20 protein-coding genes are annotated in these 19254 nt (G+C 63.0%); 7 read left to right on the top strand and 13 right to left on the bottom strand.

Annotated elements, in window-relative coordinates:
* Position 1 precedes the first annotated feature (1 nt).
* Positions 2 to 982 (top strand): MlaA family lipoprotein, encoded by a 981-nt coding sequence (locus KHO31_RS35165; RefSeq protein ID WP_201086854.1) that lies wholly within the window; start codon positions 2 to 4, stop codon positions 980 to 982.
* 380 nt (positions 983 to 1362) lie between these two features.
* Here the strand turns inward: KHO31_RS35165 and KHO31_RS35160 are convergent, their stop codons facing one another.
* The 7 genes from KHO31_RS35160 to KHO31_RS35130 all read right to left on the bottom strand — a co-directional run bounded on the left by KHO31_RS35160 (position 1363) and on the right by KHO31_RS35130 (position 8420).
* Complete coding sequence (locus KHO31_RS35160; protein ID WP_211625478.1) at positions 1363 to 2094, bottom strand: phosphorylase; 732 nt, start codon at positions 2092 to 2094, stop codon at positions 1363 to 1365.
* Between the two features lie 3 nt (positions 2095 to 2097).
* Positions 2098 to 4134, bottom strand: a complete 2037-nt coding sequence (gene shc, locus KHO31_RS35155) for a squalene--hopene cyclase (protein ID WP_211625476.1) — start codon at positions 4132 to 4134, stop codon at positions 2098 to 2100.
* Positions 4131 to 5396: a hydroxysqualene dehydroxylase HpnE gene (gene hpnE / locus KHO31_RS35150; RefSeq protein WP_211625474.1), complete on the bottom strand. Its 1266-nt coding sequence runs from the start codon at positions 5394 to 5396 to the stop codon at positions 4131 to 4133. The genes shc and hpnE overlap by 4 nt, the downstream gene beginning before the upstream one ends.
* 4 nt (positions 5397 to 5400) lie before the next feature.
* Positions 5401 to 6249 (bottom strand): presqualene diphosphate synthase HpnD, encoded by an 849-nt coding sequence (gene hpnD, locus KHO31_RS35145; protein ID WP_211625472.1) that lies wholly within the window; start codon positions 6247 to 6249, stop codon positions 5401 to 5403.
* A gap of 251 nt (positions 6250 to 6500) precedes the next feature.
* Positions 6501 to 7439: a sensor domain-containing diguanylate cyclase gene (locus tag KHO31_RS35140; protein ID WP_201083581.1), complete on the bottom strand. Its 939-nt coding sequence runs from the start codon at positions 7437 to 7439 to the stop codon at positions 6501 to 6503.
* The gene (locus KHO31_RS35135) at positions 7436 to 8059 is read right to left on the bottom strand and encodes a chemotaxis protein CheC (RefSeq protein ID WP_201083586.1); all 624 of its coding nucleotides are present in this window, start codon (positions 8057 to 8059) and stop codon (positions 7436 to 7438) included. Before KHO31_RS35135 ends, KHO31_RS35140 begins: the two co-directional genes overlap by 4 nt.
* A complete protein-coding gene (locus tag KHO31_RS35130; RefSeq protein WP_169486305.1) occupies positions 8052 to 8420 on the bottom strand; it encodes a response regulator in 369 nt (122 codons plus the stop codon). Before KHO31_RS35130 ends, KHO31_RS35135 begins: the two co-directional genes overlap by 8 nt.
* Positions 8421 to 8677: 257 nt before the next feature.
* Between KHO31_RS35130 and KHO31_RS35125 the strand changes: the two genes are divergently transcribed.
* The 3 genes from KHO31_RS35125 (at position 8678) to KHO31_RS35115 (ending at position 12638) form a co-directional block, all read left to right on the top strand.
* Positions 8678 to 8971: a hypothetical protein gene (locus KHO31_RS35125; RefSeq protein ID WP_211625470.1), complete on the top strand. Its 294-nt coding sequence runs from the start codon at positions 8678 to 8680 to the stop codon at positions 8969 to 8971.
* Between the two features lie 129 nt (positions 8972 to 9100).
* Positions 9101 to 11389, top strand: a complete 2289-nt coding sequence (locus KHO31_RS35120; protein WP_201086858.1) for a hybrid sensor histidine kinase/response regulator — start codon at positions 9101 to 9103, stop codon at positions 11387 to 11389.
* A 217-nt stretch (positions 11390 to 11606) separates the two neighbouring features.
* Positions 11607 to 12638, top strand: coding sequence for a hypothetical protein (locus KHO31_RS35115; protein ID WP_201107730.1), 1032 nt, complete (start codon positions 11607 to 11609; stop codon positions 12636 to 12638).
* A 104-nt stretch (positions 12639 to 12742) separates the two neighbouring features.
* On the opposite strand, the gene KHO31_RS35110 is transcribed toward KHO31_RS35115, so the two are convergent.
* The 4 genes from KHO31_RS35110 to KHO31_RS39790 all read right to left on the bottom strand — a co-directional run bounded on the left by KHO31_RS35110 (position 12743) and on the right by KHO31_RS39790 (position 14863).
* Positions 12743 to 13297: an NADPH-dependent FMN reductase gene (locus KHO31_RS35110; RefSeq protein WP_211625468.1), complete on the bottom strand. Its 555-nt coding sequence runs from the start codon at positions 13295 to 13297 to the stop codon at positions 12743 to 12745.
* Positions 13298 to 13620: 323 nt separating this feature from the next.
* A complete protein-coding gene (locus tag KHO31_RS35105; RefSeq protein ID WP_236061791.1) occupies positions 13621 to 13890 on the bottom strand; it encodes a DUF6723 family protein in 270 nt (89 codons plus the stop codon).
* Between the two features lie 11 nt (positions 13891 to 13901).
* Positions 13902 to 14186 (bottom strand): hypothetical protein, encoded by a 285-nt coding sequence (locus tag KHO31_RS35100; protein ID WP_201083607.1) that lies wholly within the window; start codon positions 14184 to 14186, stop codon positions 13902 to 13904.
* 545 nt (positions 14187 to 14731) lie between these two features.
* Entirely contained in the window at positions 14732 to 14863 is a 132-nt protein-coding gene (locus KHO31_RS39790; protein ID WP_256737959.1) for a hypothetical protein, read from the bottom strand.
* Positions 14864 to 15312: 449 nt separating this feature from the next.
* Between KHO31_RS39790 and KHO31_RS35095 the strand changes: the two genes are divergently transcribed.
* Positions 15313 to 15921: an RNA polymerase factor sigma-70 gene (locus KHO31_RS35095; RefSeq protein ID WP_211625466.1), complete on the top strand. Its 609-nt coding sequence runs from the start codon at positions 15313 to 15315 to the stop codon at positions 15919 to 15921.
* Complete coding sequence (locus KHO31_RS35090; RefSeq protein WP_201083610.1) at positions 15908 to 16111, top strand: zf-HC2 domain-containing protein; 204 nt, start codon at positions 15908 to 15910, stop codon at positions 16109 to 16111. Before KHO31_RS35095 ends, KHO31_RS35090 begins: the two co-directional genes overlap by 14 nt.
* Positions 16112 to 16211: 100 nt before the next feature.
* On the opposite strand, the gene KHO31_RS35085 is transcribed toward KHO31_RS35090, so the two are convergent.
* Positions 16212 to 16502, bottom strand: coding sequence for a DUF1272 domain-containing protein (locus tag KHO31_RS35085; RefSeq protein ID WP_211625464.1), 291 nt, complete (start codon positions 16500 to 16502; stop codon positions 16212 to 16214).
* Positions 16503 to 16641: 139 nt separating this feature from the next.
* The gene (locus tag KHO31_RS35080) at positions 16642 to 18018 is read right to left on the bottom strand and encodes a GntT/GntP/DsdX family permease (protein ID WP_201107732.1); all 1377 of its coding nucleotides are present in this window, start codon (positions 18016 to 18018) and stop codon (positions 16642 to 16644) included.
* A 225-nt stretch (positions 18019 to 18243) separates the two neighbouring features.
* On the opposite strand from KHO31_RS35080, the gene KHO31_RS35075 reads away from it, so the two are divergent.
* Positions 18244 to 19227, top strand: a complete 984-nt coding sequence (locus tag KHO31_RS35075) for a sulfonate ABC transporter substrate-binding protein (RefSeq protein WP_211625462.1) — start codon at positions 18244 to 18246, stop codon at positions 19225 to 19227.
* Positions 19228 to 19254 lie beyond the last annotated feature (27 nt).

Below are 19254 nucleotides of genomic sequence, written 5' to 3'. Positions count from 1 at the left end.
TATGAAGATGCGAACCACCGTGCTAGCGCTGGCGGCTACCAGTCTGATCGCTGGCTGCGCCACCGGCCCCGACCGCAAACCGGGCGACCCGTTCGAGCCGGCAAACCGCGCGATCTTCAGTTTCAATGACGGCGTGGACCGCTTCATCGCCGTTCCGGTCGCCAAGGGTTACCAGAAGGTGACGCCGCAGCCGTTGCGAACGGCGGTGAGCAACTTCTTCTCGAATCTGGGCGACCTGACCAACGCCGCCAACAATCTGTTGCAACTGAAGATCACCGACGCGACCGAAGATCTCGTGCGCTTCGCGTTCAACTCGACCTTTGGACTCGGCGGCCTGCTCGACTGGGCGACGCCGGCCGGCCTGCCGAAGCACAACCAGGATTTTGGCTTGACGCTGGGCCACTGGGGCGTCCCGTCGGGCCCGTACCTTGTTTTGCCGCTGTTTGGTCCGAGCACGGTACGTGACAGCATGGGATTGATCGTGGACGTGAAGTTCAACCCGTTGAACTACATCGAGCCGGCGGTGCGCAATCCCCTGTACGTGTTGCAGTTCGTGAGCGTACGTTCCGACCTGCTTGGCGCATCCGACCTACTGCAGCAGGCAGCGCTCGACAAGTATTCCTTCGTTCGCGACGCCTATACCCAGCAACGTAAAGCGCGCCTGCGCGGCACGGGCGAAAACGCCGTGCCGCTCCCGAACTACGAGGACCAGGACGACTCCGGCGCGGCCGCGCCCGCCAAGGGTGCTTCAGGCGCAGCGGCAGGTTTGCCGAACTACGCCGACCCGGGCGACGCACCCGAAGCCCCGAACGCGGCATCAGGAAGCGCCACAGGCGCCCCGGCGGTGATGCCGAAGGGCGACACAGTGAGCGCCCCAGCAACTGCACCTGCGGCCGCATCGGGCGCAATGGCACCGGCACAGGTACCGCAAACTGCGCCGACGGGCAAGAACCCGCAGGAAGCCGTCCCGGCGACGCAATAAGGGATTTGAGTCAGGAGCCTCGACGCGCGCACAGCGCGCCGGGGCGCGCCGAAGCGCAGCAAACGGAAACGGTGGCGATCAATACGAATAGCGCGTCTGAGCGAAGGAGGCGGTTTGATGAAGAGCGCTTCGGCGCGCGGAGCGCCGCCGGAAGAATGACAGCCTTGTCACCAGGGCGGAATGTGCGAGAACACAGATTCCAGATGCACCACTACCGCAACTGCGCGGGGGACCCGCTTAAGAGTTAGCGGTTTGAGCTGCTTTCTTTTGCCTACTTTTCTTTGCAGCAGGCAAAGAAAAGTAGGTGCCGCCCCGCACAGGGGCAACGCTAATAAACCACTAAGAAAACAAGGAAAGGCCAACACCGTCAGGGCACACCTTCAGGCAGTAGCCATCCGCAAAACCCCAGCCTCCCCCATCGCACGCCTCGCCTGCACCAGCGAAACCCGCGCCGCCCGCGCATCGACGGCAACCTGAATCAACGCCCCGAGCTGAGAGGGCTGCCGCAGCAGCTCCCGCAAGATCGGCCCCAAAGCCGTGGTGCCATCATCCCGCAAGCCGGCGGTAGCAGCGGAAGGCAACGTCCGCCAGGCCGGATCGACAATCGCACGACAAACCGCAAACGGCACACCATGCGCGGCCGCCATCGCACCGGCAATATGCGATTCCATGTCGACGGCCAAAGCGCCCGTCGAGCGATGCAACACCCGCTTGTCGTCAGCAGAGACTAAAGGCGCAGTCACGGCAGCCGTCAGACCACGCCGCAAACGCGCCGCCAGCGGCCCTATCGATAGCCCGGCTGCGAGCCTGTCAGCCCATAACCGATCAGTCTCGAGCCGCCCAAACGGCCCCACGACAGCCTCCCCGACAATCAGCGTGCCCGGCTCCAGGTCGGGCGCCAACCCACCCGCCGTCCCGAAACTGACGATCCCGGAACAACCGCGCGCGACCGCTGCGCTCAACGCCCGCTCCAGCAGATCGGCGCGTGCCGCATAGACCACCTCGACACCCTCGCCGCGCGCGATGCGCGCTTCGAACGCCATACCCGTCACCACGATCACCGGCAAGGTACTGCGGGCGGCATCGGCTGACGGCGTTGTCGAAAGCGCCATCCGTTACATCCCGACCGCGACGCGCGTCAGCCCGTTGCGTTTCAGATGACGGAAGCGCGCCAACGCCCACAACGGGAAGAACTTGCGATAGCCGTGGTAACGCAGATAGAACACACGCGGGAAACCGGTTGCCGTGAAGCGCGTTTCGTCCCACAGGCCGTGCTCGCGCTGTTCGCGCTGCAAATACTCGACGCCACGCGCAACCGCCTCGTGATTCACCTCGCCTGCCGCCATCAGGCCCATCAACGCCCATGCGGTTTGCGAAGCCGTGCTCGGCGCGCGCTCGTAACCACGATAGTCGAGCTTGTAGCTCTCACCACCCTCACCCCAGCCGCCGTCTTCGTTCTGGATCGACAGGAGCCACTGCGCGCCGCGCTTCATGCGCGGGTCGTCGTGCGGCAGGCCTGCGGCGTTCAGCGAACACAGCGCGGTCCACGTGCCGTAGATGTAGTTCAGGCCCCAGCGGCCGTACCAGCTGCCGTCCGATTCCTGTTCCTTCAGCATGTAATCGAACGCGCGTTGCGCCGGTTCGCTGCCCTGCGGAAATTCGCCGAGTTGCGCGAGCATCGACAGACAGCGGCCCGACACGTCTGCGGTCGGCGGATCGAGCAATGCGCCGTGATCGGAGAACGGAATGTTGTTCAGGTAATACTGGGTGTTTTCGGGTTCGAACGCGCCCCAGCCGCCATCGCTGCTCTGCATGCCGACCACCCACTCGCGCGCGCGCGCAATGGCTTCGCGATCGACATCCGATTGCGTCACCGCCGCCGAGCGTTGCATCGCCATCGCCACCACGGCCGTATCGTCGACGTCCGGATAGTGCGCGTTGTTGTACTGGAACGCCCAGCCGCCAGGACGCACGTTCGGACGGCGCGAAATCCAGTCGCCGCGCACGTCGAGAATCTGCAGCGGACGCAGCCATGCGAGCCCGCGTTCAGCCGCTTGCTCGGCATGCGCTTCGCCGGTTTCAAGCAGCGCGTGCGCCGCAAGCGAGGTATCCCACACCGGCGAGAGGCATGGCTGGCAATATGCTTCGTCATCCTTGATGACGAGCAGCTTTTCGATCGACTGACGAGCGATTGCGCGGTTCGGATGATCGGCCGGATAGCCGAGCACGTCGTACATCATCACCGAGTTGGCCATCGCCGGGAAAATCGCACCGAGGCCGTCTTCGCCATTCAGCCGCTCGTCAACGAAACGCAGCGCCTCGCGCACCGAACGCTCGCGCGTCACCTTCGGGAACAGGCCGTCGATCATGCGCAGCATCACGTCTACGCCGCGGAAAAAACGGAACCAGCCGAGATGCTGATGCGGCGCCCGCTCGCGCATGCCGGTGTTGACCGGCGCGCCGCGGAACAGTTCGTCGATACGCACACGGCGCGGATTGCGCGCCACCGGCCGCTTCGCGTTCAGCACCAGCAATGGCACGATCACCGTGCGCGCCCAGTACGACACTTTCGATAGATGGAACGGGAACCACACCGGCAACAGCATGATTTCCACCGGCATCATCGGCACGGCGCGCCACGACACCACGCCGAACAGCGCCAGCAGAATCCGCGTAAACACATTCACCGTTTCCGCGCCGCCATTCGCCAGAATCGCCTCGCGCGCGCGGACCATGTGCTCGGCATCCGGCGAGTCGCCGATTATCTTCAGTGCGAAGTACGCCTTCACGCTGGCGCTGATGTCGAGCGCGCCGTCAGTGAAAAGCGGCCAGCCGCCGTCCGCCAGCTGGATGCGGCGCAGATAGCGGCCGATCTTCTGCTCTAGTTCCACGTTCGGCGTTTCGCCGAGATAGTGGACGAGGAGCACATATTCGGCGGGAATCGTCGCGTCGGCTTCGAGTTCGTAGACCCAGTGGCCGTCCGGCTTCTGCGCGGCGAGGATCGCATCGGTCGCCCGCGTAATCGCGGCGTCGAGCGGCGTGGCGGACGCTTGCGGCGCGGCGACCGGCGCAGCGCTCGACACAGTCGGCGCCGCATCGGCGAATTCAGGCAGGACGGCGTCCAGCGGCTGGGCTTGAGATAAGTCGTTCATCGGCGTTCCATCGGTTGATTCAGCAACGTGTCCGCGGCCTTCTGGCCGGAGCGGATCGCGCCTTCAATCGTCGCGGGCAGGCCAGTGGCCGTCCAGTCGCCCGCGAGCATCAAATTGTTCCAGCGAGTGCGCGTGCCGGGGCGCAGCGTTTCCTGGTCCGGCAACGCGGCAAACGTCGCGCGTTTTTCCATCACGACCTGCCAGGCCGGCATCGGCTCGGCTGGCAAATTGGCGGCCTGAGCCACTTCGGCCCAGATGGTTTTCGCGAGCGCTTCATGCGGTGTGTCGAGCAGGCGATCCGCGGCGTTGATCGTGACCGACACGCGGCCCTCGAAGGCGAACAGCCAATCGGCCGTCGCATTGAGCAGCCCGGTGATCGGTGCCATCCCGAACGGCGGCTCGACCGCGAAATGCACGTTGACGGTCACGGCGAAGCGATTCGGCGAGCGCAAACCGGGCACGAGCGTCTGTGCGATTTCCGGCGGCACCGCGAGAACCACCGCCTGATTTGCTTCGATCGCGATGCGCTCGTCGGCGAAATTCAGTGCCGAAACGCTGCCGGGGGCGGCAAACTCCATGTCCTTCAGTCGCGCGCCGAGCCGGATGCCCGCGCCGCCGTGCTGCAACAACCGCAGCGCCGGGTCGACAAAGGCGCTGCCCAGACCGTTGCGCGCCACCAGAGGCCGGCATGCCAGACCACCGGCGAGGAGCGTCTCCCTGACCATCGCGCCCGTGAGCTCCGCCGACGCTTCACGCGGCTCGACATTGAGCATCGCGAGAAACAGCGGCCGCAGCAGGCGGTCCCACAGCGGGCCATTGCAGCGCATGGTCTGCGCCACGCTGCGCCCGGGCTTGGCGAACAGCAGCGGCGCAAGCGCCAGATAGTCGCTCGGCCCGGTATTCGGCACGCGCGCGTTCGAGTCGAAGATCCACCAGGGCAGACGGCCCGGCGACAGGCGCACGGTCCAGCGCGCCCGCGTCGCCAGATCTACGAACGGATACTCGGGCTGGGCCGGGCCGACCAGTTCGTCGGCGGCGCCGATCGCGCGCAAATAGTTGAGCGTGGCGAAATTGCCGGACAGCACCATGTGATTGCCGCTGTCGATGGTGGCGCCCAGCTTGGGGTCGTAATACGAGCGGCAACGGCCACCTGCCAGGGGGCCCGCTTCATGCAACACGACTTGTGCGCCGCGGCGCTGCAATTGCACCGCCGCAGCCAGGCCGGCGAGGCCGGCACCGATCACATGGACGAGCTTTGGCATCAGCTCAGAAGAGCGCGTAACGCGCGACGATCCACAGCAGGCGCAGTTTCGGCTTGCTGACCTTCGTCCGCGGAATGTCGAAGCCGCGCTCGAGCGTGCGATCGAGCAGCACGCGATAGACGCCCGACATGATGCGCGGCGCACGCACATGGTTGCGCGGCTCGCGGTCCATGATCGCGTCGGAGGCAGCGAAATGCTCCTTGGCACGCTCGGCAAGCGTCGCGCAGACGCGCGGCAGCGACGGATCGTCGGCGATCTGCGTCGGGCTCGTCACCGCGATGCCTTCGCGCGCCAGCAATTCGTGCGGCAGGTAGCAGCGGTTGATACCGGCGTCTTCGTCGATATCGCGCAGAATGTTGGTCAGTTGCAGCGCGCGGCCCAGATGGTGCGCGAGCAAACGCCCCGGCTCTTCCTGCATCCCGAATATCCTCACCGATAGGCGGCCCGCCGCGCTGGCGACACGATCGCAGTACAGGTCGAGCGTGACCTCGTCGGGCGCGCAGATGTCGGCGGCGGCGTCCATCGCCATGCCGTCGATCATCGCGTGAAAATCTTCGCGTTGCAGGTGAAACGTATGAATGTGCCGCGTCAGCGCGCGCAAGGAAGCACGCGGTGCGCCGGCGTAGCACGCATCGATGTCGGCGCGCCAGCACTCGAGCGCGGCGGCGCGTTCGGCGCGCGGCATGTCGCTGTCGGCAATGTCGTCGACAGCGCGGCAGAAAGCGTAGACCTGATACATCGCGTCGCGCTGCGCAGCCGGCAGGATGCGCATCGCGAGATAAAACGAGCTGCCGGACGTAGCGGCAGCGGCGTCGATTTCTGGTTCGTCCACGACAAGATTGGAAACAGCCAAGACGATCTCCGCTGGAGGCGCCCGCTGAAAGGCGTTCAAGAAGTTTTAATGCCTACCCGCAAGACAGGCGCGGGGCAAACGGCCCGCGCGCGCGGACACGCGCGAAACACCCGGCAGGGATGCCGGAAACGGCGAAAAGTATAACAACCTTTGTGAGATGCCGCAGTTTTGGGGTCAATAAGGGGCAGAAGGAGGGCCGGAGCGCGAGGAGGCGGGTAACGTGCGCCGTACGGCGGCCTGGCGGGAAAGGCTCAGGAGAAAGCCACCGAGCGGTTGCGTCCCTGCCGCTTCGCGCTATACAGCGCCGCGTCGGCTTCGTTGATGAGCACGTCATACGCCGGCACGCCCACGCGCGCCGCCGCGCCGCCGACGCTGGCCGTCACCGGCACGCCCGCGCCCTGCACTTCGACCGGCGTGTCGGCGATCGTGCAGCGGATCTTTTCCGCCACCCGCATTGCGTCTTCGAGCGGCGTGCATGGCAACAGCAAGGCAAACTCCTCGCCACCGAAACGCCCGAAGGTGTCCTGCACCCGCACCACCTCGGCGACCCGCTGCGCCATCACGCGCAACACCGTATCGCCGACGCCGTGGCCGAACTGGTCGTTGATTTTCTTGAAGTGATCGAGATCGAACAGCAGCACGGACATCTCGCCGCCGTAGCGCTGCCAGCGCGTGAACTCGTCGCGCAGGCGCGCTTCGAAAAAACGCCGGTTGGCGATGCCCGTGAGGCCGTCGCGGTCCGCGTATTCCTGCAGCTTGGCGACCGCCTCTTCACGCTCGCGCTGCACGATGCTGACGTGCGTGACGTCCGAGATGGTCACGCACACGGCCACCACCTCGCGATCGCGCATCAGCGGCATGAATGTGCAGTCCTGCTGCATGAAATCGACGCCACCCGTAATCGGCCGGTCGTGATCGAACTTGAAGAGATACGGGCGCTGCTCCCACGAACTGAACGCGAAACTGCCGAGCTGAAACACGCTTTCGATCTTGCGTGACAGCCACACGCGCGGCAGTTCCGGAAAGTGGGCAAAGAGCGATTTGCCGACCATCTGTTCCGGCGACAAGCCGCTGTGATCCTGCATGAAGCGGTTCCACATGAGCACGTTCATGTCGCGATCGAGCACGAAAATGCCGAAACCGACACGTTCGACGACCAGATCGCTCAACGAGTCCGTGGGCACATTCATAGGCTGGACAACAGCGCGTCGAGCGCCTCGTTCATATGCCGGATCGATTCTTCGGCCATCAGCATCACGAGGTGCGCGCGGAAGCTTTGGTCCTCGAGCGCGAAATTGACTTCGACCAGCAGCGCGACTTCCCATTGCAGCACGCCGGGCTGGAACACTTCGTCGAGTGTCATCGCTTCGCCGAGCAGGCCCGGCGCGGAGAAAACCGGCGTGCGGCCGAGCTGGTCGAGAATGCACGAGACACACGCGCCCGTCAGGACGTTCGCGACGTCGAACACGAGTTCTTTCTGGCTCACCGCCTCGTAGCTCGAGCGCGAGTACGGATCGCTCACGAGCGAACACAACTTGTCGATGCTGTCGCTGCGGCAGATCACCAGCGCTTCGCCCTTGATGTCGGAGCGAAAACCCTGGCGCACCGCGCTCACCGTGTCCTCGATCCCGGTCATCTCGCGCAGCGCCTGTGCCGCATCGCTCACGGCCACCACCTTCACGCGCGGCACCGACAATTCGATGAATGCATCGAGCAGGCGCGCGAGACGCGTCGCGGCCTGGCCCATCGCCAGATTGGCGACCTCTTGCAGCGCGTCGCGCTGGTCTTCGTTGAGGACTGGCTCAGACATACAACCCGTACTCCTTGAGGATGGGAAGTACCGCCTCGGGCGTCACGGGCTTGGCGATGAATGCGGCGGCGCCAAGCGCGCGCACGCGCGACTGGGCCATCGGCTGAACATCGGCAGAGACGACGATGACGAAAGTGTTCAGGTCCTCGTGCTGCAATGCTTCCAGCACCTGATAGCCGGTCATGTCGGGCATCGTCAGGTCGAGGAACATCACCGACGCTTTGCCTTCGCGATACAGCCCGAGCGCTTCGCGCCCGTTCGCTGCATAGGACACGTCGACATCCCAGTCCGGCGGCAATGCTTTGGTGAGCACCTTGCGGGCAAGCAACGAATCGTCGGCGATCACAATAGGCAAAGGCATGGGGCGGGTCGGTAAGCGGAATTAGCTCTAGCGCGTTAACGGCGGGCAGAGGCGATTTCTTTAGCGCGAGGTCTGTCGACCAGCGGCAAAGCGGGCTGAGGCTTGCGAGAATACAGCTTGCAGACGAACGGGGAGCGCGCGCGGCGAGGCGCTTTTGACGGAACCCGTGAGCACGCATGGACGCGTGCGAGCACGGTGGACGACGGCTATGACCGGCATGTTCGAAGCCTACCCCGTAGATGAATCCGCGCGGCTTCATGGATCAGGATGGTCCCCTTGCCGCGCGCGTGTTTCCGCGAGCGCCTTCCGTCACGCGTTGTACGCGTTGTCAGGCGGCCCTCGCGGCATATGCATCCGAGCATGGCGGACACATTATTTGTAGTTACGTCGATTTTCGAAGCAAAACGGCGGAAAGGCAATACACCAATATCGCGTTGGTTAAAGAGATTTTCCCAATAGACACTATTTCTGAAAATATTTTGGTAGATCTTGAAGGTTTTCTTTTACATTTATACTTTTGTGTACGTTTGCGCTTCTCGATTCGTCACTGATTCAAACAGTAGACAAATCAGGCGCCGACCATGTGTGACGGTAACCAGTACTGCCGCGACATGTCTATGCTTTTTGTATGTGGCCGACTCCCGGCCCTTTCGTCCCGAACGACCATAGCGTTATCGACCATGACACCAGACCGGTTCGACCCGTCCAAAGCGAGCCGCCTTCCCGCTAGCCCCCAGCACGAGGCGCGGTTCCCCGCCGTGCCGGAACAGAATTTCCACGTCCGGCGCATCACGCTGATCGCGCTGCTGATTGCAGCGATCGTGCTGCCGTGTGTGTACGTCGCGGCAATGGCGTTCAACGATCTGCGCGCGCGCATGGCCGACGCGACCGACGTAACGCTGCGCACCGTGCGCGTGGCGGAAGAACACGCGCTGAAGGTGTTCGACATGAACGAGACGCTCGACTCGCGCATCGTCGATTTGACACAGAATCTGGACGACGACGGCATTCGCGCTAAAGAAGGCGAGATTCACGAGAAGCTGCGCACCATGGGCGGTGGGTATCCTCAGGTGGCGGCCGTTTCGATTTTCGGCCATGGGGGTGATCTGCTCGCCACCAGCCGTTTTTATCCCGCGCCGGCCTTGACGATTGCCGATCGCGAGGATTTCACCGGCATTCGCGACGGCAAAGGCCTCGAGCATGTCTCAAAGGTGATGGCGGGGCATGTGGTGGGCGAGCAGGTATTCAACACCGGTGTGGAGCGCCTCGCCGCAGACGGCTCGTTTGGCGGGGTCGTCTCGGTGGCCCTGCGGCCCAGCTATTTCGACGCGTTCTATCGGGAACTGCTCGGCGGCAACGACAGTACGCCGATGACCATGAGCCTGCTACGCAGCGACGGCGCAATCCTCGCGCACTTTCCACGCCGCCCGCACGAGCCGGCGGCGATGACGCCGAATTCGCCTTTGGCCGAAGCGCTCGCGCAAGGGCGCAGGGCCGGCGTCGTACGGATGCGTTCCGACATCGACGACGACAATGTCATCCTCGCGTTCCGGCGCGTCGGCGCCTATCCGGTGTACGTATCGTGCAGCTATCGCACCTCGGCGATCTGGGCCGCCTGGTACCGGCATCTGAGCGTCCTGATCCTGTCGATGTTCACGCCGTCGATCGTGCTGTGGTGCGTGATCTGGCTGTCGCTGCGGCGCCTCGGTGCCGAAGAGGAAGCGTGGGAGCGCTGGCAGGCCGAAGCCTCGATGCGCCGCTCGATCGAATCCGCGTATCGCCAGTCGCGCAAGATGGAGGCGCTCGGCAATCTGGTCGGCAGCGTCGCGCACGATTTCAACAACCTGCTGATGATCGTCTCCGCCAACCTGCAGATCGCCCGGCGGCGCGGCGCGCCGGGGCTCGACCGGGAATTGTCAGCGATGGAGCGGGCTCTCAAGAGCGGCCAATCGCTCACCCGGCAATTGCTCGGCGTCGCGCGCAAGCAGCCGTTGCGCAATGAGACGCTGGCGCTCGAGCGCTGGTTGCCGGCGTGCCGCGAACTGCTGCGCGCGTCGCTCGGTGCGAAAATTTCGCTGGTGATCGACCTCGGCGCCGATATCTGGCCGATGCGTGTCGACGTCGCCGAGCTCGAGCTGGCGCTGATCAACATCGCCGTGAACGCGCGCGACGCCATGCCCAATGGCGGGCGCTTCACCGTGCGGGGCGCCAATATCAATTTCCGCCATGAGGACGGTTTTCCGTTGACCGGCGACTTCGTGCAACTCTCACTCGAAGATACCGGCGGCGGCATGCCGCCTGAAGTGCTCGCGCGCGCCTTCGAACCGCTTTTCACGACAAAGCCGAAAGGCATGGGCACCGGTCTCGGGCTGCCGCAGGTTTTCGCCTTCTGCGAGCGCTCCGGCGGACTCGCCGCGATCGACAGCGCAATCGGCGCGGGCACCTCCGTGCGCCTCTATCTGCCGCGCGCCACCGCCGCGCCCGAGGCCGAATTGCCGGCCGAAACGGGCGTCGAGGAAAGCGGCACGCCGCAAGGGCTGCGGATTCTGCTGGTCGAGGACAACGACGAAGTCTCCGCCGGCACCGAGGCTCTGTTGCAGATGATGGGCCACCAGGTCACGTGTGTGTTCAACGCCGATACCGCGCTGCGCCTGTTCGACGACGCCCACGCCAGGCAGGCACGCACCGGCGAGCCGCTGCCGTTCGATCTGGTGTTGTCGGATATCCACATGCCCGGCACGATGAACGGCATTGATCTGGCCGAAGCCGTGCTGGCTTTCGACACCAGGCTGCCGGTCATTCTGGTCACCGGCTACGCGGAAGAACTCGACCGTGCGCGGCATGTGGACGTGCGAGTGCTGTCCAAACCTTTCGATATCGCATTGCTGGAAAAGCTCCTGCAAGCGGTCCAGCACGACCTGGCGCATGCGGGCACGGACCCGTCTGCGGCGGCGCATCCAGCTGGCTAAAGCCGGCCTTTTCAGCGTCGCCGCCAATTACCGGCGGTTGTAAAAGCGCGCAGCGGTATGCCACGGTCCGTGCGTGGCCAGATCGGCGCAGACAGGCCGTAGCGGGCGTGCGGCTAGATCGTGGCCGCCCGGCATGATCGTTGCGGCGTTTTTTCAGGGAAGGAGGCCGACGCGTTCTTGCGCCGTCCATTCCACCGAAATACGCCGGGAGACAGCCATGCGACACATCGTGATTGGTTTATTCGACACTTATTCTCAAGCAGAAGCCGCGCGCAACACGCTTGTACAGACCGGTTTTGCACGCGAAACGATCGAGTTGCAGGCGAATCCGGAACCCTCCGTTGGCTCCGCAACCGATGAGGTTGCCAACTCCGGCATACTGGCCAACATCGAGCGCTTTCTTTCGAGTCTGTTCGCGACAGGCTCCCGCCCGCCGGAAACGACTCGCTACGCCGAAGCCGTGCGACGCGGCGCCGTACTGGTCTGTGTCAGCGCGGCAAGCGAATCGCACGCGGAACTCGCTCGCAATACATTGACGAGGCTGGGCGCAACCGACATCGGCGAGCGTTCGCCCGACTGGGATACGCAGCCGGAATCGAGCCGCGATCATTCGATACTCGACGAACTCGGCATCGGCGCCGTGATGCCCGGCACGCCGCACACATCGAGCGTAGCGACGCCCGGCGTGGCAACGCGCGAGGCAACCACGGCGAGTTCAACCACTCGGCCTGCAAGCACGTCCGATCCACTCTATCCGTCACCGCTCATGGGCACTGACGCCGAGCCGTTCGTCCCGCCGCCGGCTGAGCGGCCGGTGTTCGGCCCGGTCGACGAGCCTGTCATCGACCCGCTGGTCAGCGAAGCGGAACGCAACGCGATCGCTGCCGGTTCGATGCCAGGCTCAGGCGCGATCATGCGGCCATCGGAAGTTGTCTCCGAAGCGGGGCAGCCGACTGCGGGTTCAGGTGAGCAGATTCCGAATGAGTATCTGGAATACGAAGAAGATTTCCGCGCGCACTACGACGAGCAATACGCGGCTGGAAACGGGCGGTACGAAGATTACGTGCCGGCCTATCGTTACGGTACGGAGATCGGTCAAGACGCGCGTTATCGCGACAGGCCGTGGGATGACGTCGAACCGGAAGCCCGGCGTCATTGGGAAACTACTTCGCCGGACAGCACGTGGGAGCGCTTCAAGCTCGCCGTGCGTCATGGCTGGGAACGGGTCACGGGGCACCACCACGTCTAAACGGGGGAGCCGTAGCGCCGGCGTGCCGCGAGGTTGCGGCAACGTCGGCGCTTTCAGTCTGAACGGGGGTTTGCAAAACCGCCCGAATTTACCCGAATTGGCAGTCAGGCAGCGGTGTTCAGTTTGACCCACGCAACATAGCGATCGACAAAAGTCTGCAAGAACTTACGCGTGCCGTCGTTCACGATCTCGCCTTTCTCGTTGATGGCCGCCGGGTCATGCTTGATGAACATTTCAGGTTGGCCGAGCGTCGGGACATCGAGGTAAGCCAGCACATTGCGCAGATGCTGTTGCGCCAGCGCCGTGCCGGTCGCGCCGACCGAGGTACCCAATACCGCACCCGGCTTGCCGCGCCACGAATTGGTGCCCCACGGCCGCGAAGCCCAGTCGAGTGCGTTCTTCAGAACGCCTGGCATGGAGCGGTTGTACTCGGGCGTGACGAACAGCAGGCCGTTGGCAGCTTCGACGCGCTGCTTCAGATGTTTGGCGACTTCGGGATAGTCGGCGTCGTGGTCCTGACTGTAGAGCGGCAAGGAGCCGATGTCGATGAACTCGAAGGTGAAGTCCGCGGGCGCGAGTGAAATCACGGCTTGCGCCAATTGCCGGTTAAACGACTCGCGACGCAAGCTGCCGACGACAACTGCGATGTGATGGGCCATGATTCGCTTTCCTTCAGGTGAGGCGCTTGACGCGCAAAAGGGTACGAACTGTCCATCATAGGCAAAAGCCTCGCGGCATGGCGACGGCGAGTACAAAAACACCCTCTTCTGGCTGTGCAGGATCAGACCACGAAAGCTGTCACCGGTGGATAACCCGGTTGCACCCAAAGTTATCCACAGATTTACTGAATAACCTTGTGGATAACTGGTACTTTTGCCTTGTCAATCAAGCATGCTTTCGGTCTTGAGCGATTTGAGGCAAATGGACATTCTTCGCTGCCCGGTCGGATGAAAATCCAGCCAGTCATCATAAGTCTGATCATTCATTCCGGAACGGCGATGTCGCCATCCACAAGCTGCCAGCCGTACGTCTCGGCAAACAGTTGGGCGGCATCGGCATTTTCAAAGAACGGCATGTCCGCGTGGCCCTGAAAGGGGTAGATCACGCGCTCGTCGCTCAACCGGATCACTTTCAGCGTCGGCACCGTCCCGCTGGATGTACGACGTGACGACGCGGCGACCTGGTAGTTCGCGCGACCAGTCAGCGGTGTGGAATTCGCGCCCTGCGGGCGCCTGGAAACGTGACTTGCCATCGGTGCGCGCATCAAAGCCCGGCGATCGACTGGCCGACAACCATGCCGTCGATCACTCGTTCCGCGTAACTCGCCGAGGCAATGCGCGCATCGCCTGCCGCGCCAAACGGCGTACGGCTCGGCACGCGAAATACGCGGCTACTGGTCAAGGTGTCGTCGGTGCCGCGCCGGCAGATTCGCACCGCGGCGTCGAAACCCGCGTCGTAATGGCGGGCGCCGTCGGGAGAGCGCGGCTGGTGTGGATAAACCAGCGGATAAATCTCGAGGCCCCGGTAGCTTCTGATGGTATTGCTCATGGTGGTCGTCTCCGGTGAAGGATCTCGCTTGAAATGGGTCGCTGTATGGTTGGCGCGACGCCGGGCGAGTTGCGGCGTTTCAGCGGAAAACAGGTGTCGATCGACGATGCGCGTAAACAACGGCCGCTTCTGTCAGGCCACGCCTGACGACACCGCAAAGCAGAGTAGAAGAAAAGGACCCCGTTGGATTCAGGGCACTGTGATGAGAGGCTGATGCCTGAGGGACTGCCTAGGACGCGCAGGAGAACTGCAAGCTGTTGACCCACTGTAACACGTTAGAAGAGTGAGCATTCGGCGCATTTGTCCGCCGGGCGCGGGTGTTGCTTCGGAGTGCCGCGTATTGCGTACCGCTTTCTGTTTCGCGACACTCGCACGCCAATGGAGAGGCCCTGCCGCCATGTTCCGAGGATGCCTTGAACGCACGTCAAACGTGTCGGCCTAAATGCAAAAAGGGCGCCCTCATCGGCACCCTTTTTTTGACTTCGAGAACCCGCCTCGTCAGCAGGCTTGCACCGGACCGCTGTCCGGCGGCGTCCACCAGACCATTAGTTGCCGAAGAACACGTTGCAGTACGATGCCGGACCGTTGCATTGTGCCGGTGCGGCAGCTTGAGCCGCGCCCGAAGCAGCAGCAAACAGGGCGACGGATGCGATCAGGGCGGTAAGAATGCGTTTCATGGTGCTATTCCTCTTCAGCGTTTGGCTCGCGATCGGGTTCGATCGATGGATTGAAGAATAGCGATTCAGTGTCCGCCTAAAAATACCGAAGACAAGAAGACTTTTTTTCAAATAATGAAATAATCTGGACATGCATTTGCGGCGAGTTTGAGACGTGCCCGCCCGCACGTCTCACGTCTAGGCTGAACGTTAAGGTTCGTCACGACAGCCTTGATTTCATTTTGCGCAATAATGTTTTTTTCTGTCATAAATCCCGTTGCGGCACGACTAAGGTGATCAGGTCATCGCTTGCTGGCGGGCACATGTTCAATACCGATTCGCTTGTGCAGGAACGTGCGGGAGAATGGCGCACACGTCCGGGAACAGCGCGAGGAGAGCGACCTGCCTATGAACCACAACGATTCAAAAGAAAACGTGCGGCAACCGCAAGCGCAGCCACGGAGCCTGCCATGGCGCAAGTGAGCGGGCCAGCGCTCGACGACCCCGTCTATCTCACGCAACTGCGGCGCGACCTGCTGCGCTTCGCGCGTTTGCAACTACGCGACGCCGCTGCCGCCGAAGACGCCGTCCAGGAGGCGCTCGCCGCTGCCTGGACGCAAGCCGACCGGTTTGCCGCGCAATCGGAGCACAAGACGTGGGTATTCGGCATCCTGCGGCACAAGCTCGTCGACACCTTGCGCGCCCGGCAGCGCACGGTGAACCTGTCGGCGCTCGAATCCGAAATCGACGGCGAGGCGCTGCTCGATCGCGAACTCTTCAAGGACAACGGCCACTGGTCGCGCGAGTCCAAGCCGCAACCATGGCCGACGCCGGAAACCGCGTTGCGTCAGCAGCAATTCTGGACCTTGTTCGAGAAGTGTCTGGAACACCTGCCCGAGCACATCGGGCGCGTGTTCATGATGCGTGAATTCCTCGATCTAGAAACCGAAGCGATCTGCGCCGAACTGCAGATGACCGCCAATCACTGCAGCGTGCTGATCTACCGCGCGCGCCTTCGCTTGCGTACTTGCCTGAGCGAAAAAGGCCTATCCAGAGAGGATGCGAATGGGGAAGTGTAAGCACATCACGCGCCTGTTGTCGGACGCACTCGACCGCCGTTTGACGACCAGCGAATGGGTCGCGATCCGGCTGCATCTGCCAACTTGCAGCGGCTGCCGCAATTACCGCAAACAGATCCGTCTGCTGCGCGTGGCGGCGCGCACGGCGAGCGGGATTGCGACGCCTGGGGCAGGCGGCAGCGACGATTGAAGCGCGGCATCCGGCTTTTAGCGGTGCGCCGAGCGGCGGTCTCGAAGGCTGCGCGGCGAACGGCGGCCACCTTGAACGCTGCCCGCGGCCGTTGGCTTGTTCAGCGATCGCCAGGCGGCGTGTTCCGGTAACGCTCGAAGAAGCTTGCGTGCGACGGTTCATCGATGAAGACGGGATGCGCTTCGGCTCGAGCCGGATGTTTGACCAATTGAGCACGGGTGCGGATCGGGCGATGCTGGAAATTGCCGCCGCAGTTCGGACATACATTGCGCAGCGCGCTGAGCGCACACACTTCACAGAAGGTGCATTCGTACGTGCAGATCATCGCGTCGGGCGCGTTCGGCGGCAGTGATTTGCCGCATCCTTCGCAGGACGGTCTCAGTTCAAGCATGGTGGCTCCGCATCGGCAGGGGGAGTGAGGTGCGGGACTGCGCCTCGCCTTGTGCAAAAGCAGTGTAAGCGGACAGGGTCATGCGGAATTGCCAGCTGAGCGTCAATTCCTGCCACCGCTTGCGATCCCTATGCCAGCTTCAGGTCAACAGGGTCCACAACGTAAACGTCAATGCGAGGCCGACGACGGATACGATCGTCTGCAGCACCGACCAGACCATAACGGTCTGCTTCAATTGCAGTCCGAAATACTCGCGCACCATCCAGAAACCCGCATCGTTCACGTGGCAGAAAAACACGGAACCGGCGCCGATGGCGAGTGCCATCAGCGAATTGTGCGTCGTGCTGAGTCCCGCGACGACCGGCGCGACGATACCGGCGGTCGTGGTGGTCGCAACCGTCGCGGAACCCGTAGCCTGCCGCAGCGCGACGGCGATCAGCCACGCCAGCAGAATCAGCGGCATATGCGCGCCAATGGCAATCTTGCCGATCGTCGTGCTGATGCCCGCCACCACGAGCGCCTGCTTGAGGCCACCGCCTGCGCCAATGGTCAGCAGCAGCGCAGCGATCGGCGGCAGGCTCTTGCGCAGAATGCCGCCGACCCGGTCGCGTGCCATGCCGCGCGACCAGCCCAGCGCCACCACGGCGAACAGCACGGTGAGGCCCAATGCAACCAACGGCTCACCCAGAAAATTGAGTGTGTTGAACAGGAAGGTCTCAGGTTGAAGCAGAAGTTTGGCGACCGTGCGGCCAAGCATCAGCACGACTGGCAACAGGATCGTGATGAGCGAGATCGCGAAACTCGGCGGCTCACCTGTGCTTTGATGCGCGGTGAAAAGTTCGCCCATCTCTTTCGGTTCGACCACGTGCATCCGTTTCGATAACCAGATGCCGTAGACCGGGCCCGCGAGAATGACCGCCGGAATCGCGACGATCAGGCCGAAACCGAGCGTCAGCCCGAGATCGGCATGGAGCGCGCTTACCGCGATCAGCGGACCCGGATGCGGCGGCAGCAGCGCATGCAGCGTGGTCATGCCCGCGAGCGCGGGAATCGCAATGCGCAGGATCGGCTGCTGCGAGCGGCGTGCCATCACGAAAATGATCGGCACCATCATCACCAATCCGACTTCGAAGAACAGCGGCAAGCCGACGATGATCGCCACCAGCGCCATCATCCACGGCAGCGTGCGTGGCGTGGAATGTTTGAGGATGGTCGAGACAAGCCGGTCGGCCGCGCCCGATTCGGCCATCAGCGCACCAAGCATCGCGCCGAGCGCGATGATGATGCCGACATCCCCGAGCAAGGCGCCGGCGCCTTTGCTGAATGCGCTGGCCACCGCCTCCAGCGGCAGACCGGCCGAAAAGCCCGCCGCGAATGTACCGACCAGAATCGACAAAAACGGCGCGAGCTTCAGCACGCTGATGAAAATGATGATCAGTGCAAGCCCGAGCACGCACGACACAATCAGTTGAGTGTCGTGGGATGACCACGCCGCGAGTGTTGTCGTCATATTCACGATGTCCCTTTTTCGATTGACGCCGCCGCGACTGCGCGCGCATGAAGGATTGTAGCGGGGCACTGCGACTTGACGCAGCGCGGCATGCAGATAAGCACCGCTGGCGAGTCCGTGCCCTCCGGCGTGATTTGCTTATGCGAATTTATCGGTTCGTCCCGGCTTGCAGACGAATTATCGTCAGAGCCAATCGGTCCGTTTTGCGTCCGTCTTTTAACGAGCACTTTTATGTCCCGTCATCCGTTGCTCAACCGCCGCGCGTTTATCGCCGGCGTGGGCGCCTCGCTGGCCGCGGCGGCCTTACCTGTTGTCTCCAGGTCTGTCTTCGCCGCTGACGCTCACGCGAAAGAATTTCGTATCGGTTATCAGAAAGCGGCCAGTACGCTCGTGTTGCTGAAGGCGCACGGTACGCTCGAAAAGCGGCTCGCACCGCTTGGCATCACGGTTAAGTGGACCGAGTTTCCCGCCGGGCCACAGTTACTCGAAGGATTGAATGTCGGTGCGATCGACTTCGGCTATGTCGGCGAGGCGCCGCCGGTGTTCGCGCAGGCGGCCGGCGCAAACTTCGTCTACACCGCTTATGAAATCCCGACGCCGCATGCCGAAGGCATTCTTGTCCATCAGGACGCGCCGATCAAAACGCTGGCCGATCTGAAGAGCAAAAAGATCGCGCTCAATAAAGGCTCGGACGTTCACTGGTTTCTGGTCGCCGCTTTGCAGAAGAGCGGTGTGAAGTACAGCGACATCCAACCGGTTTTTCTTGCGCCCGCCGATGCGCGCGCGGCCTTCGAACGCGGCGCGATCGACGCATGGGCGATCTGGGACCCGTTCCTCGAGGCCGCTAAACGCCAGTCGAATGCCCGGCTGCTTGCCGACGCCGAAGGTATCGTGAATCACCACCAGTTCTTCCTGAGCGCGCGGCCGTTTGCGCAGCAAAACGGTGACGTACTTGCGATCGTGATGGATGAGGTGGGTAAAGAGGGCGCGTGGGTACGCGGCCACTACAGCGAAGCAGCCGCTCAGCTCGCGCCGATTCAGGGGCTCGACGCAGGCGTGATCGAAGCGGGTTTGCGGCACTACGCACACATCTACAAGCCCGTCGACGCGGGCGTACTTGCAGAACAACAACGTATTGCCGACACATTCAGCGAACTGCGCATCATCCCGACAAAGATCGTGACGAAGGACGCTGCGTTGCCTGCCAAAGCCTAGGTCACTTAGGTCGTAAAGTCTCGACGC

Origin of the sequence: Paraburkholderia domus (assembly GCF_905220705.1) — a bacterium.
In the GTDB taxonomy this organism is placed as follows: domain Bacteria; phylum Pseudomonadota; class Gammaproteobacteria; order Burkholderiales; family Burkholderiaceae; genus Paraburkholderia; species Paraburkholderia domus.
This window is presented reverse-complemented; position numbering and strand designations above follow the sequence as displayed.